Source organism: Paenibacillus sp. KN14-4R (assembly GCF_052180255.1).
Taxonomy (GTDB): domain Bacteria; phylum Bacillota; class Bacilli; order Paenibacillales; family NBRC-103111; genus Paenibacillus_AM.
In genome coordinates this window covers 3774726-3791860 of record NZ_CP197466.1, presented here as the reverse complement: position 1 = coordinate 3791860, position 17135 = coordinate 3774726, and the positions used below count along the sequence as shown (strand labels likewise).

The window sequence follows — 17135 nt, the reverse complement described above, 5'->3', positions numbered from 1 at the left end:
GGAGTATTATAGAGGAGTGAAACGGTATCTTTTTGACGAATGATGCTAAAATGATGATAAAGATTTCGGCTTATCATAATGGAGGATTATTTAATGGAATATATCGAACGAATAATGGAAGCTGTCGCGTTTATTGAGCAAAGACTCGATCAAAAAACGAATGTTGATGATATTGCCAATCATGTGGGATATTCCAAATTTCATTTTCAAAGACTATTTCACCAAGTGACAAGTCATACGGTAGGGCAATATATGACGGCTAGAAAATTAACAGAAGCTGCGCAGACGCTCCGCAGGAAAAACTATCGGATTATAGATGTTTCTAATCTGTACGGATTTGAATCCCATGAAACGTTCACAAGAGCGTTTAAGTCGCGGTTTGGTGTGCTGCCGAATGAGTGGAGAGGTGCTGGTCGCATTCCGCCGAATTTGTTGATGAAAGAGCTTAGAACAGAATACCTTGATCATATCCAGCAGCTTGAAGCGGAAGCGGTGGAACAGATTCACCTTGATGAAAAAGTAGTCAGGGGTTATTTGCCCCAGAGCAGTTCAATTGCACATATTCATGATTGTTGGAACCAATTGTTCAAGCAATGCCGGAATAAGCGAGCTGACAAGTTCGGCATCGTTCAATATGCTGATAACATGGAGCTAGATGTCACATACACCTATTTGGCGGCTTCAACAGCAGAGAATCTAGAGGTGACAGATGAACAGCAGCAATTTGTTATTCCAAAAGGGAACTATATGGTGTTCGAGCACCTTGGATGCGTAGAGAAATTACCGTTAACCTATCGTTACATTTATGGAACGTGGTTTATGCAGAACAGGTTGGAACTAAACGGTGTTTTTGATTTTGAGTATTATGGTGATCGTTTTAATGGGGTCAACCAAGCGGATAACGTTATTCAAATTTTTGTGCCGATATCAGGGTGACAAATATCATCGATTACTGTCGTGGGATAAGATACGGGCTCAATCCCGTTGCAATCATTCGATGCCCCCGATCATTGGGGTGAATAGGCATAAATCCGCCTAAGGCATCTTCGATTTTTCCGTTTCGATATCCATCTAAGAGTTCGGCCTGATTGCCTTCAAACCACCTATGGGTGGGAACAACGGTGACATCGTGATGATGAGCAATATTACTTACCATGCCATTAAATAGAGCAATCGCCTCAATGGCAAGAGGGCTATTCGGAAATGGATTGTATTGGGTGCAGCATACGATACGAGCACGACTCCTTTTTCGAATATGAGTAAAAATAGCACTTAAGTTCCTGCTGTAGCCTGCTGCTATTTGCTCAACATCTATCGACTTATGGCTTCGAAGTAAGGCTAAAGCGCCGTTAGCTAAGTCTACACCTCCAATCCATACCGAAACCATGGAGGAGCGGCTAATGGCAGATGACCCTCTCCATACCAGAGCGCGTAATAAATTGCTGCTGGTCCAGCCAGGACGAGCTAGAACAGACACACGAACCTGACGTGCACTCGTATTGAGAGCAGATGCTGTTAAATGGGGATATGATTTTGTCAAAGATGAGGCATTCTGACCGTATGTGATGGAATCTCCAAGTGCTGTATAGATCATGAGTATCACCAACTCCAACTAGAATCAATGCTAGCTTTTGTGTCTCCACAAGCGGTAGCTTAATATTAAGGTATGAGAGACATGTACAGGTTGTGTGGACATTAACAACGAATGCGTTAATATGAGCGTTTGCTTGTAGAAAACCACTAAACTTAACGTTTAGTGGTTTCTTTGAAAGATCTTCGTATAATGGCAGTTTTCGTTAGTTGGCCTGCCAATCTTTTTCCGTCACAACTTGTATCTTCTCGCCATCTGATTTGATGAGGATATTACCGTGCAGGGCTGTCGCGTATACCTGCGCTTTATTTTTCTCATACCGTTTCATAATATCGGGTGCTAGGAGAAGGTTGGTGCTGATTACTGCAATTTTAGGTGATACCGCTTCTATGAATGTGTTAGAAGATGATGTGGCATTTCCATGATGGGGAGCATCCATAAAGTCTGAACGCAAGGCTGCTCCTTTGGAATCGACAAGTTGGTATTCACGCTCTTTGTAGATATCAGCGGTGAATAGGAAGCTGTTCTGTTTATACGTGACTTTGATGACCATAGATTGGTTATTTATTGTGGAGTAGTCGTAGTTTGTGACAACGCCAGGTAAGTCCCCTTTTCGCGGATTTAATATTTCCACTTTCACATCTTTGCCAAGGGGAATTGTGGAACCATCTTCCGGGTACTCCACAGGAATCTTTTTACTCTCTAGCACTTTAATGACGTTGTTATAAGATTTGGAATCCGGGTATGGAAGATTTTCCATATAAAATTTATCGACTTTTACTTTCTCTAGTAAGGTGGAATATCCACCGATATGATCGGAATGCGGGTGTGTATTTAAAGCAGCATCAAGTGATTGAATGTTGAGCTTATTTAAAAAATCGACGAGTTTCTGACCAACTTGGGGTGTACCTGCATCGATAAGCAGGGTCTTTCCTTCAGGTGTCCGAAGCAAGATGCTGTCTGTAGAGTCATCTGGGGAGTCCAAATGAAAATAACGGATTGTCAGTTGATCTTTCCCATTGTTCGGGTCAAAAAATTCAGCTGTACGCAATGCTGTATTTTTGCCAGATGCGGTTCCTTTATTGTCTGGTGAAGTTGTTGGAACATTAGCACTAGGTTGTGACTGCGCACAAGCAACGAGAAGCAGGATTGCAGCTGTAGATGCAGCAACCCCGATATTTTTCCCGATTCGATGCCAAAGTGGTTTTATCATTGTTAGTAACCTCCCGTCTTAGATCCTTGTTTTCTAGACGTGTATCTATCATTTAAATGTTGAATTGGACATTGCGGTGATGATATATTTTTGTGCAAAAATAAACAGCAGTACAATTGGTGCAATAACGATGACACTACCCGCCATAACGAGATGGAAGTTTAGTGTCTCACCACCCCCAATTGAATTTTTCAACATAGCAATTCCGACAGTTAACACGCGCATATTATCTGTATTCGTCATGACGAGCGGCCAGAAATAGGAGTTCCAGCTGCTGATTACTTTAAAGATAATAACAGTTATAACGGTCGGCATAGCCATAGGAGCCAAGATGCGATATAGAATATGGATTCGACCGGAACCATCAACACGCGCTGCTTCGATTACTTCATTATTTACGGATTTGAAAGCCTGTCGTAATAGGAAGATCCCGTAAGCGGAGGCTCCATTGGGAATGATCAGTGCCCAGAATGAATCTAACCATCCAAGCTTCGACATCATCACGTATACAGGAACGAAGACAACTTGTTCTGGAACGACCATGGCTGCAATGACAGCCACAAATAATGTATCACGTAGGGGGAAATTCCCCTTGGCGAACGCATAGGCAGCAAATAAAGCAACGTTGACCTGAAGCAGTACAAGGCCAACTGTCTGGATGATTGTATTCAGACCGTAGCGGAGAAATGGTGCTTTATTAAATGCATCTACATAGTTACTGAAGGTGAATTCATGCGGCCAGAATGTAGGTACGGCGCTCTTCAGTTCAGCCGGTGACTTAAATGAAGTAATAATAAGCCAATATAATGGAAACAGCATGAGTAAAGTAACGATGATAGCGAGTGCATAACGGGAAGTGCTTCCCAATTTACGAATTGTCATTATGGAGCACCTACCCTTCGTAGTGAACTTTCTTTTTAGAGATAAATAACTGAATTGCAGTGAGTGCAATAATGAGAATAAAGAACATAATGATTAATGCCGATGCCTTACCAACTTTGAACTGTCCGAACGACATTTCGTATATCCAATACACCATGACATGCGTGGATTTGAGTGGTCCGCCATTCGTCATAACATCTACAGATTGGAATACTTGCATGGATGAAATGAACGATGTGATCACGAGGAACAACGTTGTCGGAGACAATAACGGAATGGTGATGTAACGAAGTTGATGCCATTTGTTCGCTCCATCAATACTTGCTGCTTCATAGTAATCTAGTGGAATGCCACGCAAGCCCGAGATAAAGATAATCATCGTAAATCCGACGCCCTTCCAGATCGCTACAATAATAACAGCCCATAGTGCTGTCGAAGGATTGGTTAACCAATTGACAGGCGAGATGCCGAATAGCTTCAACATACTGTTCAGAATGCCGTAATCCGGATTGTAAATCCATATGAACACCATAGATGCGACAACCATCGAAATGTAATGCGGCATAAAAATAATTAGGCGCATCGCACTGAATGCTCTACTCATTACATTGAACAGAACCGCTAACGCCAAACCGATGAGGAGTTCAAGCGATACTTCAATGATCGTATAAAGAAATGTTACTTTTAGCGTGTGATACAGTTCTGGATCTACGAGCAGTTTCTCATAATTGGAAAAACCTATAAATTTCTTTATCGGTTTCAACATATTCCAATCTGTGAAGCTGAGATAGACGGAATTAGCGAGTGGATAATAGGTGAAAATTCCGAGAAGCAATAGAGCAGGTAGCGCTAGAAGGAAATCTTTAAAACTTTCTTTTCTACGATAATGAAACAATGCTCTCTTCGGTTTCGTGGGCGTTGTTTTTGTCTCGATGATTGGGGTGTTCATGTTTGTGAACCTACCTCATTTCTACATTTATATAGAGTGTGTTATAAAAAAAGGGGTGTCGCGCTGGGGAAAGAGAATGCCTTAGGCACTCTTCCTTCTCCATCACGACACTTTTTGAACATTGCTCTAAAAGTCTTTGAGGATGTCATTCATTTTCTTAGCAGCTTCTTTAAGCTCAGCTTCTGGATCAGCATTTTCAAGAACGACTTTACCGAGAGCGTCTTTATACGCAGAGCTGAATTCGCCATAACCAGGGTGCTGCAACCCGCCTACTACGTTATCAAAGTTATCGATTACCGCTTTGTATTGCGGGTATTTCGTGAAGTAAGCTTTACCTTCTTCTGAAGTTACAACGGATTTACGAGTAGGGAGGTAGCCAGTGCCATCTGCCCATTTGATGTTTCGTTCAGCACTTGTCATAAACTCAACGAATTTCCAAGCCGCATCTTTTTGCTTTTGTTGTGCGCCTTCCATAACTGCGATACTAGCTCCACCCATGTGGGAGATACGTTTTTTGTCACCAGGGATAAAGGAAACGCCGATCTCGAATTTCGCTTTCTCGATATACCATTTAATTAAAGCGGAAGTGTGTTCAACCATTCCGATTTTACCGTCGAAGAACATTTGACGCATGGTATCGGAAGCACCTTTACCATAGCCGATGTGCATGTAACCTTTGTCTTTCCACTCTTTGAAGTTTTTCAAGAATTTCATGCTGTCTGGTTGATCCATAGCCGATTTTTTCTTATCTTCTGTCAAGATCGATCCGCCTGCATTTGTAATCCAAGGATCATAATACCAAGTGGACCATCCAGGAACGGAGAATGCATAACGGGAAACTTCATTGCCTTCTTTTTTGCTTAACTTTTTAGCAAATGCTTCGATTTCATCCCATTTTTGCGGTGGAGTTACGCCTTCTTTTTCAAACATGGTTTTGTTATACACGAACACGCTCGTACTTACAATAAGTGGAAGCGCATATTGCTTGTCTTTGAATGAATAAGCTTTTAACATCCCTTGGGAGAAGTCCTTCGTATCAACCTTGTCTCTTTTGATGTAAGGATCTAATTCAGCAAGTACGCCAGCATCGGCGAATTGAGGCAGTGCGGAAACTTCAATATTCGTAACAGCTGGAACTTCTTTAGCTGCTACTGCTGCCATTAGTTTCTTTTGCAATGTGTCGTAATCACCTTGGAAAATAGGTTCTACCGTAATCCATGGGTATTTGGTATTAAATGCTTGAATGGCATCATTCAATGCTTTGGTTTGATCGTCATCGTGTGCATGCCAGTATTGGATTTTGATAGGTGACTTATCTTCCTCTACTTTGGCAGCGGGTGTAGCTTGGTTTGTAGCAGAGTTGGAAGAGCAGGCAACTAGGCTTGTCATAGTAAAGAGTGCAACCGTTGTTCCCATCAACCATTTTTTCAAATTCATGGATATAATATCCCCTCTCGTGTCATTGTATTTTTTGATCAATATCCGCTTATTCCTCATATCGAATGTTTCAACTAGATAATCATAGTCTTCACTTTAGGTCCCATTTGTTAGTGCTATGTTTTCCCAATATAAAATATTGTTAAGGAAAAGATAAATCTTAACAAAAAAGACGATGAGTAAACCCGTGCCTAAGTAATTCCTTGCGATCAAGGAATCACTTAGGCATCAGGGTTTTCTCATCGTCTCCACCCAAAATGCTTTTTTCGATTATTGGAAAAGTCAGAACTCTTATATTGATCTTATAGTGACTGGTCTTTATATGTCAATTGGGCTTTTGTAAGTTTCTTGTAAAGATGACCAAATATTTTTGGTTCGTTCCAAAATGGAGCGATCCAAGGTGAAATCATGATTACCTAGGAGGATGATCGTCATTTGTTGATCCGGATACTGCATGTATTTACTCCAGTAGCCAGGCAGCCAGCCTCCATGCCCCCGACTATCTTGATAAATATACCATCCATAGCCGTAATGTCGATCGGGATTCACGACGGTATGTGGCGTAAAAATGAGACGTTGTGTATCCGCAGACACGAGCTGCTGCGTATAGATGGCACGGTCCCATTTCAGCAAATCCATCGCTGTTGAGCATAAGTTACCGGATGCACGGAAATTGTTGAGTTCGAAGTATGGTGCCCGGATCATGCTGTTGTTTTGATCGTCCCAAGAGTACCCAGCAGCCAGATTTTTGGTAATCTGCTGATTGTATCCACAATGGGTATTAGTCATTCCTAGGGGAAGTAGGATGTGTTTCTCAATATATTGATCATACGTCATGCCGGAGATATGCTCGATTATCCAGCCAAGTAAATTATAGCCTGTATTACAGTACTTCCATCCTTGTCCAGGAGCAAAGTCGGGGGAAAAAGGGGAAAGCAATTCGAGCAGCTCGGTGTAAGAATAAGCTTTTCGTCCGAGGTCAGCAAATCCAGGCATCGTCTCAAAATCGGGTATGCCTGAGGAATGCGTGAGTAAGTGGTGTACCGTAATCTGCTTGTCTAGTATTTGGCCATCGGGCAAGTACGCCAGGCAGCTGTGATGAAGATCAAGGATCCCTTTTTCAACAAGCATGAGGATAGCCATCGCAGTTATCGGTTTGGTGATGGAAGCAATGCAGAATTTCGTATCCAAATGATTGTCGATATTGTGCTCATAGTTGGCTTTCCCGTATGCTTTGTGTAGAAGGGGTTCTCCTTCTCGGGCAATGAGTGCGACACCGCTGAATTGCTGTTCGACAGAAAATGCATCGAATAGAGTTTCCAGTTCATGTCTAAGGGAGAGAACGTTCATTGTCATCATCCTCCTTTAGTTTTTGCTTTATTGTATAGGAGCAGCGAAGCATATTGTCAAGTGAAAAGGGATTTGTCAAAATGGATTGACAGTTCTTCTTCTCGCAGGTATATTGGTGCCAATAGGACACCGATATCAAGGAGGACATCTATTGTATCCGATAGTGGATTTAGTGGAGCATCAGACGATTGCGGCTGTACAGCAGGAGAAAGATTTGGATCGTGTTTTGGAGAGTCCTGTTAACATCGTTTTTATACTTGCTAGCTCTATTTTTAATATAAAAGAGTTGGTAGACCGAATTAAAGCTGCGAACAAGTTAGTTTTTATACATATGGAATTCATAGAGGGTATTGCCTCAGATCGAAGTGGAGTTGCCTTTATTGCGCAGCATATATGTCCCACTGGGATCATTTCGACAAAAAGTAACTTGATTCGTGTGGCTAAGGAAATGGGCTTGATGGCGATACAGCGTATTTTTCTCATTGATCGAAGCGCAGTTGCCCGAGGAATCAAGGCTGTGGAACAAAGTAAGCCAGATGCGATTGAAGTGATGCCTGGGATTATGCCGCGCGTCATCCGTGAAATGATGAATATGACGCCCTTGCCTATTATTGCAGGTGGTCTAGTTGGGAACAAGAAAGAAATTGATGATAGTCTTGAAGCGGGTGCTTTGGCCGTGTCTACGAGCATGGTTGAGCTTTGGGTCTAGTCAAATATAAATTAGATTTTCGATTCGTTTCAAAGTGGTAGAGTCATGGAGATAACCCTTTGAGAGAGGTAAATCGGCTTGTGCCGGCATGCCTTTTTCAGAGGGATTTTTCATTTTATAGCTAGATATAAGAGAGAGGATGGGAAGAAGATGAAAGCAAACCGACCTTTAATTATTGGACACAGAGGTGCAGCAGGAGAAGCGCCTGAGAACACACTAGGCTCGTTCCAACTCGCGCTTGAACAGGGTGCGGAAGGGTTAGAGCTTGATGTACATTTGTCAAAGGATGGGCAGCTTGTTGTTTGTCATGATGCAACATTGGATCGTACAACGGACATGACAGGCTATATTCATCAATTGACTGTAGAAGAATTGAAAAAGGCTGACGCGGGAAGTTGGTTCCACGAGAAGTTCGCGAATGAAAGAATCCCGTTACTTGAGGAAGTATTCGATTTGGTGCCGCCGCATATCATGATCAATGTCGAAATTAAGCACACGTATGATCATCACTTGGAACCGGCTCTTGTAGATTTGTTGCGTAGAAGAGGAAGATTGGACAGCGTCGTGGTATCCTCGTTTGATTTCAAAAGCTTGCTTGGTCTGAAGCTGCTGGAGCCTGAGGCGAAGATCGGATTGCTCTATGATGTGAACTTGGTAAGGCATTCTGCACTAGCTTCTACATTAGGGGTACCTGTGTATTCCTTGCATCCCAACTTCCGTCGCATTGATGCTGAGGATGTTCGAGATGCTGTTCAGCAAGGATTGCAGGTTTATCCTTATACGATTAATGATGCAGAGATGATGGAGCAGGCCATACAGTATGGTGTCTCCGGTATCATTACAGATTATCCGGCTAAGTTAAAGAGTTTACTGGATAGGAAGTAAAGTCTAATTATTGATAAAATAGTGATAGAAAAGTCCCATTTTATGGGGCTTTTTTAGTTTTTAAATATCCGTAACCGCATCTATCATGGTATATTGTGGGGGAGGAGCGTAGATATGAAATATGATTGTTTAATTGTGGATGATGAGACGTTTCTAGCAGAAACGACAAGTGAATATTTTAATATGTTTGAAGTTAAATCTGCCTATGTGACAAGTGCGGATGCATGCATACAATTTTTAGAGGAAAATGAAACATCACTGATTCTTTTGGATATCAACCTAGGGGAATCGTCGGGTTTTGATTTATGTAAAAAGCTCCGACAAACGACGGAGATACCGATCCTGTTCATTAGTGCACGTTCGAGTGACGATGATATCTTGATTGCACTTAACATTGGCGGGGATGATTACATACAAAAACCTTATACACTTAGTGTACTACTTGCCAAAGTCAAAGCTGTTCTTAAAAGGTATGGGAATCGGACTACCGCAGCTTCGACGGATAACCTAGAGTTTGGGCAGGTCAGGATCGATGATAAGTTGTGCCGTATCCGCGTAAAGGGTGTGGAAGTTAAGCTTAAAGCATTAGAGTATAAACTACTCTGTTATTTAGCGAATAATCGAAATCGAGTGGTGACCAAAGATGAACTATTCCAAAATGTATGGGAGGATTCCTTCACAGGGGATGGAACGCTTAATGTTCACATTCGGCATCTACGCGAAAAAATCGAAGTAAATCCGAATGAGCCGCAATATATCAAAACCGTATGGGGCAAAGGCTATTTACTAGAGGATAATGGGGTATGAAAGTAAGATGGATCTACCTTACGCTACTTGCGATTTTTCTTGCCGGCTTTATCTTATCTTTTCTCGTCATTGAGACGAAGGTAGATACGGATGTGGACATGGTTACGGTTAATGAGATTGTTAAGACATTTGAAAGACGGAACGGGCATATGGAACAAGGGGACTTTAATGCCATTAAACAACCATTTATCATTCTGGGTGATGGAGGGACCGTTCTTTTTGAAACGTCGCCAGGATTATTCACTTCCATCCATGATGCCATTAAGCATCGAAGTGTGATGATCGATCTTACCTTACAAGGCGCTTATGCGGGGAAACTTCTTATTCCTAATGATACGAATCAAGTCATTCAGCAAATGAAAGAAAGACTTGCAGTTGTCATCATCACAACGTTTAGCATACTAACCTTGCTATGTATCTTATACGCAATCTTTTTGCATAAGACGGTTTTTCAACCATTCAAACAATTGCAGCGTTTTGCTAAGCACATCGCAAGAGGGAACTTAGATATTCCTTTGAAAATGAATAAAAACAACCCTTTTGGAGCCTTCACGGAGAGTTTCGATATCATGCGTGAAGAGTTGGCGGCTGCACGTCAGAGTGAGTATGCAGCAAATCGGAGTAAGAAAGAGCTCGTCGCGAGTTTAAGTCATGACATTAAGACGCCAGTGGCTACGATAAAAGCTGTGAGTGAATTAATGCTGATTCGAGCGAGCGAAGATAAAGAGGTCAAGCAGTTAAACATGATTTACTCCAAAGCAGAGCAGATTAATCTTTTAATAACGGATATGTTTCATGCGACTTTAGAAGAATTGGAAGAATTAAAAGTTACAGTAGCTGAGGAATTAAGTGATGTCTTAAACGGTATGATTGCAAGTGTAAATTATGATGACAAAATTAGCTATGTTAACATTCCCTCCTGTATGATTCTAACGGATGTCACGCGTCTGCAGCAGGTGTTCGACAATATCTTGAGCAATGCTTACAAGTATGCGGGTACTGCAGTTCAGATTACTTCCCATATTCAAGATGATTACTTAGAGATTCATATTATGGATTATGGAAAAGGGATCAATAAGGACGAATTACCGCTCTTATTTAATAAGTTTTATCGAGGCGGAAACGTAGATGGGCAGATGGGTTCGGGTCTTGGGCTCTACATTTCTCAATATTTAATGCAGAAGATGCAAGGTGATATAGCGTGTTACAACCGTCAAGATGGTTTTACCGTTGCACTAAGAATTAAACTTGCTTAAATGATTTAAGGTTTGGTTAAGGATTGAACAAAGATTAAATAAGAATTGATTTTGTATGATAAGACTGTAATCGATATTACAGTTTTTTTTTTTATGATCAATCCTAAAGGTGGTTAATGATATGGCGAACGCTTTGCTGCGAACAGAGAAATTATGCAAAACTTTTTCAAGTGGTGGGAATCAACAGCATGTGCTGAAAAATCTGGATATCAGTCTCATGGAAGGCGACTTCACGGTTATTATGGGGAGCTCAGGTTCAGGAAAATCTACGCTGCTCTATGCGATAAGTGGTATGGACAAGCCCACACTAGGCTCCATTTATTTTGAGCAAGAAGATATTTCAAAGCTTAATAGCGATCAGCTTGCGATTTTTAGAAGAAATAATTGCGGATTTGTCTTTCAACAAATTTATTTATTAGACAATATGAGTGTGCTGGATAATACGCTGGTAAGCGGTTTACTTGTAAGCAAGAACAAACGCGCTATCATTGCAAAAGCAAAGCAGCTGCTTATGCAGGTCGGATTAAATGAAACGTCATGGGGGAAATTCCCTTCTCAGCTTTCGGGTGGTGAAGCGCAGCGAGCAGGAATTGTACGTGCACTTATTAATAGCCCTAAAATTGTGTTTGCAGATGAGCCGACTGGAGCGCTGAACTCCGCTTCAAGTGACAGTGTACTAGAGATTATGACTGAGGTGAATCAGAATGGGCAGAGCATTGTGATGGTTACCCATGATATGAAGACAGCTCTGCGCGGTAATCGTATTCTTTACCTACGTGATGGCGTGATATGCGGCGATCTCAGATTAGGTGATTATAGCAAAGAACATAATCAAAAACGGCATGAGAAGCTAACGACCTTCCTCACTGAAATGGGGTGGTAAGATGAAAATCTTTAATCTCGCCCTTGCTAATATTAAAAAAGGAAAGAGTGCCGCAATCTCTTTATTTATTTTAATCACCATTGCTGCACTGCTGCTTAATGTCGGTCTATTGGTTATTACCAAAATGAATACGTTCTATGATGATAAGGTCAAAGAATTACATGATCCGCATATCAGCATCATTATGAGCAATGCTAATTATAAACAAGTTTACAGTGATTTTTTGAAAAAACATGCTGATGTAAAAGAGTTCGAGACAGAAAACGTTACTTTAATGCCAACTACAAAATTTCGTTATGGCAATAGTGACATGGATAGCGCTGCTGTGATATTAGATGCAGATCGTAAGCCTAACTTTTCACCGTTTAAGTTAATTGAGAAACTTGACGGGATACAGAAGAATGATATTTATGTACCCTTAAGTTTTAAGTCTAGCGGAGGTTACCAATTAGGTGATACCTTTACCATGACTTATCAAGAGAAAGCGTATTCTTATCGAATCGCAGGCTTTTTTGAAGTCACGATGATGGGCACGAACAATATGGGAATCATTAAATATATGCTGCCATCAGCTGCTTACAAGGAATTGTCCAATCAACTAGGGGAAGAAGCAAAAGGGACGATGATGTCCGCAGCACTTATGGACTCGAAAAAGTCAACCGCTTTGCTGAATGCTTACAACAAACAATTCCCGCAATTTAGTCAATCAGCTGCAGCTCCAACTTATTATGAGGGGAATATTGAGTTTACGAAAGATGCCAATGGTATTACGATTAATATTGTGGCTATGATTCTAGTTGCGTTTGCAGCAGTTGTTCTGCTTGTTTCTCTGATTGTTATCAAGTTCCGTGTGACAGATAGTATCAATGATGCTATCGTGAATATTGGTATCCTGAAAGCGATCGGATATACAAGTAGACAAATTGTTTATTCCATTAATTTACAGTTTACTTTAATTACGATTGTTGCAGGCATGACGGGCGCATCGATTTCCTACCTGCTCATTCCTATATTCGGGGGAATCATCTCATCAATGTGTGGTTTGCTGTGGATAAGCCACTTCAATCTAGCAGTAAACTCGATTAGCATTATGATCGTTGTTATTTTAGTGCCGGTTGTTACGATGCTTTCTTCTCTGCAAATCAGAAAACTACACCCTGTGACAGCACTAAGAGGTGGGCTCATGACACACAATTTTAAAAAGAATTTTTTCCCGCTTGAGAAGTCAAAGGGTGCACTGCAACTCTTGCTTGCTTGCAAAACGGTCATGATGAATCGCAAGCAGAATATGATGATTATGGCGATTATTACGGCAATTACATTCACATCCGTGTTTGCGATTGTCCTGTATTACAATGTGGCCATAGACAACAAGGCGTTTGTTCATCTCGTTGGTGCAGAGACATCCAATGTCGCGATATTATCTAAAACAGAATCAGACAATAAAAAAGTGATAGAGCATCTCAAACAATTGGATTATGTCCAAAAAACATCGATGCTGGATATGATTGGAACCAAGGTCGAGGAGCAGAAGGTTTACTCCTATATCTCGGATGATTTTAGCAAGCTGGACAATCAGACTGTCTATGAAGGTCGGTATCCACAATATGATAATGAAATTGCTGTCTCTTGGGTAGTAGCTAAACAGCTGGGAAAAAAGATCGGTGACACCGTGAAAGTGGGGGTTGGTGAAACCTCTTACCCGTACTTAATTACTGGGCTGAGTCAATCGATAGGCAATATGGGGCAGGCCGCCTATTTTACTTTGCCTGGAATCCAGCATATTATTCCGGATTATAAACACCTTTCGACCAAAATATATTTAAAAGGTATGGATAATCAGAGCTTTATCCGTGATATGAAAGCACAATATGGACAAACGATCGAAGAAATCACTGATATCGATGAGGCGATCAGTAGTCAGAGCAGTGTATACATTTCGGCTGTATTTGCAGTCATGGTCATGATTCTTGCGATAACAGTGCTCGTTGTTGTGCTTCTCCTTTATCTCGTGATTAAGACCATGATTCTCAAGCGCAAGAGGGAATTTGGGATACTAAAAGCGATTGGATACACCACACTTCAACTTATGAATCAAATCGCATTAAGTTTTGTTCCTATTGTGATTATTGGGGTTGTGATCGGTGGGGTACTCGGCTATTTCTTTACGAACTTCATGCTTACATTGTTGCTCTCTGGAATGGGCAGTCATAGCGTGAATTTTATTGTAAAAGCGCCATCGATCGTCATTCTCTGTATTAGTATCGTGGTAATGGCCTATATCGTATCGATGCTGGTAGCACGAAGAATTAAGCGAATTTCAGCTTATGGGTTGATTACCGAGTAGATGAATAGAATTGTAGTTGAAACGAAGTAAGCAAGGTTATCCTTTTTTAGGATCACCTTGCTTTTTTGCCTGCACGTTATAAATTTGGAGCTTAATTAAAGCAACCAGGAAACATACCTGTCGAAATCGCGATACGATTCCAGCAGTTGATTGTGTTGATCGCCATAATTAGGGTCATATATTCTTCATCTGTAAAATGTTCCTTCACTTTCTCGTACAGACTTTGCGGAACGCCATTATTCGCTATTTGGGTTACAGCTTCCGTTAGTTCGAGGACAACTCTTTCTTTTTCCGAGTAGAAAGGAACTTCTCTCCACACGCTGATCAGATGAACGCGTTGTTCGGTTTCCCCCATCTTTCTCAGATCGGCCATATGCATGTCTAGGCAGAATGCGCAGCCGTTAATTTGCGATGCACGGATCTTAATAAATTCATAAAGGACGGGATCGAGCCCAGTAGATTTAATGAAGCTTTCCATCTTGATCATGGTTTTGTAAGCTTCCGGACTTGTTTGTTGGTGATTGAATCTGATTTGCATCTTGTATACCTCCAGTTAGGAATGATTTATTTTTCGTTATCTAAGACAACACAGAGGTTATATTTGTGACATGTGTTAACTTTTCAGGATTAACGATGAAATAAACGGCATTAATCCTCTGATTGTCAGGGGCGTATCCAAAGCAAATGGCTTTTGGCGGCATGTCAGGGCGTGTTATCAAAATGCCTCTTTGACCACCGATCCACACTAGACGGATATCCCCTTGTAAACTACCCTTCGTACTGACACCTTCTAAGAAGGCACTTACGCGCTCTCTGCCCAAAATCGGGAATATTGCTGCACGCACTTTACCTCCACCATCACTAAGCAGAACCGCATCTTCTGTTAATAACTGAATGAAAGGCTCGAATCGACCGGATTCCACTGCTTTGGCAAAAGCCTGAACGAATGGATCGGCATTTTCATAAGCTGTTTCATGGGGAAGATCGGAACCGAGTTTGGCTTTGGCACGACTGTATATTTTCCGGCAAGCAGCTTCGGTTTTGTGGAGCATTTCAGCAATTTCAGGATATTCAAATCCAAGCGATTCCCTTAATACAAAGACAGCTCGTTCCAAGGGTGTAAGCTTCTGCATGAGTACCAGCAGCGCATAACCGAAGATTTCCTGACGAATCAGATACGCAGAAGGCTCTTCATCTCCAAGAGATATGACTGGCTCGGGAAGCCAGGGTCCGGTGTAGAGTTCCCTTTTGCGCTGGGCGGATTTTATTCGGTTTAAGGAATGGTTTGTGATCATTTTGACTAAATAAGCTTTCGGGTGGGTAATAGATTCAAGCTCAACATCACGTAAGGAGACGAAGATGTCCTGTAAGGCATCTTCTGCTTCTGTATAAGAACCGAGCAGCTTGTAAGCGACAGAGAGTAATAGTTGTTTATAAGTCCGATATAGCGTTTCGAGATCCATGGGATTGTGTACACCCTCCATTTTTTATATTTATGATTATACAATGATTTTCAATCCTTATTCACAAATAAGAAATAACACTAATAGTGAATTATTGTATAATAGTCAGATTCAATAAACAAAGAACATTGAAAATACTGACATACTAGGTGATGACATGACAACGGTGTTAGAAATGAAAGACTTAGAACGATATACGGAGAATGTGCTGGTTTTTCCAGCTTTTAATATAAAGGTAGCGCGGCATGATGTAGTTGCGCTTTATTCGAGTATGAATGTGCGTCATACGCTGATTTCGATGCTGCTTGGAAGTTTACCCATCTCCAGTGGGGAGATTCGGGTGAACGATGTCGTACTTGCCGGTAATCGGAAGGATTATGCATCGCAGATTGGTTTTTTACGATTAGAAGAAGGGCTTTATGAAAGGCTTACCGTTAAAGAGAATTTTAATTACTATAAAGGGCTGTATGATTCTGATTTGAAAATAGAAGAGGTGCTCCGCACGGTTAAGTTAGAGCATAAAGTGAAAGTACGCGTAGCAAAGCTAAACCCTTCAGAGAAAAGAAGAGTGCAGTATGCACGGTTGCTGTTCCAAAATCCGATGCTTTTCGTATTGGAGGAACCCGATCAGAATGTCGACAACGAAACAAAGTTTGTTTTACAAAAATTGCTTCAAACTTTAGCTATGAGCGGGAAAGCGTTGTTAGTGTTGACTGGCAATATGGAGTCAGCTATTAGCGTGACAAGCCAAGTATACCGATTAGATGAAAAAGGACTAAAGGCATTCGAGGTGCAAGAGCCGGAAGAAGATGCTCCACCACTACAGCCTGAGCCAAATTCTAGAGATGTTGAACTCGGGGAAGAGGAAGATTCAGATGCAGAACAAGTCATTCCGTTCGTTCGATTCGAAAAGATACCAACCAAGATGAATGACAAGATCATTTTATTTAATCCACCTGAGATCGATTATATAGAAAGTAACGACGGACAAACCAATCTTTGTGTCAATGGAGAATCGTATCCGACGACTTTCAAAATTAATGAGTTGGAGGAGAGATTACAGACCTACGGATTTTTCCGCTGCCATCGTTCGTACATTGTGAATCTGCAAAAGGTAAGAGAAGTAGTGACCTTTACACGCAATAGTTACAGTCTAGTTCTTGATGACCGATCGAGGTCTACGGTTCCTCTATCTAAGACGAAAATGGCGGAATTAAAGGAAATGATGGGTATGAAATAAGCTCCATTCACCCCTCGAAATGCTCCAAACCCCCTTGTTTATGCTCCTTTCACCGGGATTATAATGCGGACTTTCCTGATCTGGTCTAGGATTAGGGTATAGCAAAAAACATGGCGGAGGCGA

16 protein-coding genes are annotated in these 17135 nt (G+C 41.4%); 8 read left to right on the top strand and 8 right to left on the bottom strand.

Annotated features, from left to right (window positions below; all coding sequences use genetic code 11):
• The first annotated feature begins 93 nt into the window (after positions 1-93).
• Positions 94-936: an AraC family transcriptional regulator gene (locus ACSBOP_RS18675; RefSeq protein ID WP_442602008.1), complete on the top strand. Its 843-nt coding sequence runs from the start codon at positions 94-96 to the stop codon at positions 934-936.
• A gap of 13 nt (positions 937-949) precedes the next feature.
• Here ACSBOP_RS18675 and ACSBOP_RS18670 read toward each other — a convergent pair whose 3' ends face one another.
• The 6 genes from ACSBOP_RS18670 to ACSBOP_RS18645 all read right to left on the bottom strand — a co-directional run bounded on the left by ACSBOP_RS18670 (position 950) and on the right by ACSBOP_RS18645 (position 7422).
• The gene (locus ACSBOP_RS18670) at positions 950-1594 is read right to left on the bottom strand and encodes an SGNH/GDSL hydrolase family protein (protein WP_442602007.1); all 645 of its coding nucleotides are present in this window, start codon (positions 1592-1594) and stop codon (positions 950-952) included.
• Between the two features lie 202 nt (positions 1595-1796).
• Positions 1797-2804 carry a ComEC/Rec2 family competence protein gene (locus ACSBOP_RS18665; RefSeq protein WP_442602006.1) on the bottom strand — a complete coding sequence of 336 codons (1008 nt, stop codon included), beginning with the start codon at positions 2802-2804 and terminating at the stop codon, positions 1797-1799.
• Between the two features lie 48 nt (positions 2805-2852).
• Positions 2853-3686 (bottom strand): carbohydrate ABC transporter permease, encoded by an 834-nt coding sequence (locus ACSBOP_RS18660; protein WP_442602005.1) that lies wholly within the window; start codon positions 3684-3686, stop codon positions 2853-2855.
• 10 nt (positions 3687-3696) lie between these two features.
• Positions 3697-4635: a carbohydrate ABC transporter permease gene (locus tag ACSBOP_RS18655; protein WP_442602004.1), complete on the bottom strand. Its 939-nt coding sequence runs from the start codon at positions 4633-4635 to the stop codon at positions 3697-3699.
• 126 nt (positions 4636-4761) lie between these two features.
• A complete protein-coding gene (locus ACSBOP_RS18650) occupies positions 4762-6072 on the bottom strand; it encodes an ABC transporter substrate-binding protein (RefSeq protein ID WP_442602003.1) in 1311 nt (436 codons plus the stop codon).
• Between the two features lie 318 nt (positions 6073-6390).
• Positions 6391-7422 carry a serine hydrolase domain-containing protein gene (locus ACSBOP_RS18645; RefSeq protein WP_442602002.1) on the bottom strand — a complete coding sequence of 344 codons (1032 nt, stop codon included), beginning with the start codon at positions 7420-7422 and terminating at the stop codon, positions 6391-6393.
• Between the two features lie 151 nt (positions 7423-7573).
• On the opposite strand from ACSBOP_RS18645, the gene ACSBOP_RS18640 reads away from it, so the two are divergent.
• From ACSBOP_RS18640 to ACSBOP_RS18615, 6 genes are all read left to right on the top strand, one after another.
• Positions 7574-8131 carry a glycerol-3-phosphate responsive antiterminator gene (locus ACSBOP_RS18640; RefSeq protein ID WP_442602001.1) on the top strand — a complete coding sequence of 186 codons (558 nt, stop codon included), beginning with the start codon at positions 7574-7576 and terminating at the stop codon, positions 8129-8131.
• Positions 8132-8281: 150 nt separating this feature from the next.
• Positions 8282-9016: a glycerophosphodiester phosphodiesterase gene (locus ACSBOP_RS18635; protein ID WP_442602000.1), complete on the top strand. Its 735-nt coding sequence runs from the start codon at positions 8282-8284 to the stop codon at positions 9014-9016.
• Between the two features lie 114 nt (positions 9017-9130).
• Entirely contained in the window at positions 9131-9823 is a 693-nt protein-coding gene (locus tag ACSBOP_RS18630) for a response regulator transcription factor (RefSeq protein ID WP_442601999.1), read from the top strand.
• Positions 9820-11079, top strand: coding sequence for an ATP-binding protein (locus ACSBOP_RS18625; RefSeq protein WP_442601998.1), 1260 nt, complete (start codon positions 9820-9822; stop codon positions 11077-11079). The genes ACSBOP_RS18630 and ACSBOP_RS18625 overlap by 4 nt, the downstream gene beginning before the upstream one ends.
• A 121-nt stretch (positions 11080-11200) precedes the next feature.
• Positions 11201-11962, top strand: a complete 762-nt coding sequence (locus tag ACSBOP_RS18620; RefSeq protein WP_442601997.1) for an ABC transporter ATP-binding protein — start codon at positions 11201-11203, stop codon at positions 11960-11962.
• Position 11963: 1 nt separating this feature from the next.
• Complete coding sequence (locus ACSBOP_RS18615; protein WP_442601996.1) at positions 11964-14309, top strand: ABC transporter permease; 2346 nt, start codon at positions 11964-11966, stop codon at positions 14307-14309.
• A 91-nt stretch (positions 14310-14400) separates the two neighbouring features.
• Here ACSBOP_RS18615 and ACSBOP_RS18610 read toward each other — a convergent pair whose 3' ends face one another.
• A complete protein-coding gene (locus ACSBOP_RS18610; protein WP_442601995.1) occupies positions 14401-14847 on the bottom strand; it encodes a carboxymuconolactone decarboxylase family protein in 447 nt (148 codons plus the stop codon).
• A 40-nt stretch (positions 14848-14887) separates the two neighbouring features.
• On the bottom strand, positions 14888-15772 hold the full coding sequence (locus ACSBOP_RS18605) for a sigma-70 family RNA polymerase sigma factor (RefSeq protein ID WP_442601994.1): 885 nt from the start codon (positions 15770-15772) through the stop codon (positions 14888-14890).
• Between the two features lie 157 nt (positions 15773-15929).
• On the opposite strand from ACSBOP_RS18605, the gene ACSBOP_RS18600 reads away from it, so the two are divergent.
• Entirely contained in the window at positions 15930-17012 is a 1083-nt protein-coding gene (locus tag ACSBOP_RS18600; protein ID WP_442601993.1) for a LytTR family transcriptional regulator DNA-binding domain-containing protein, read from the top strand.
• Positions 17013-17135 lie beyond the last annotated feature (123 nt).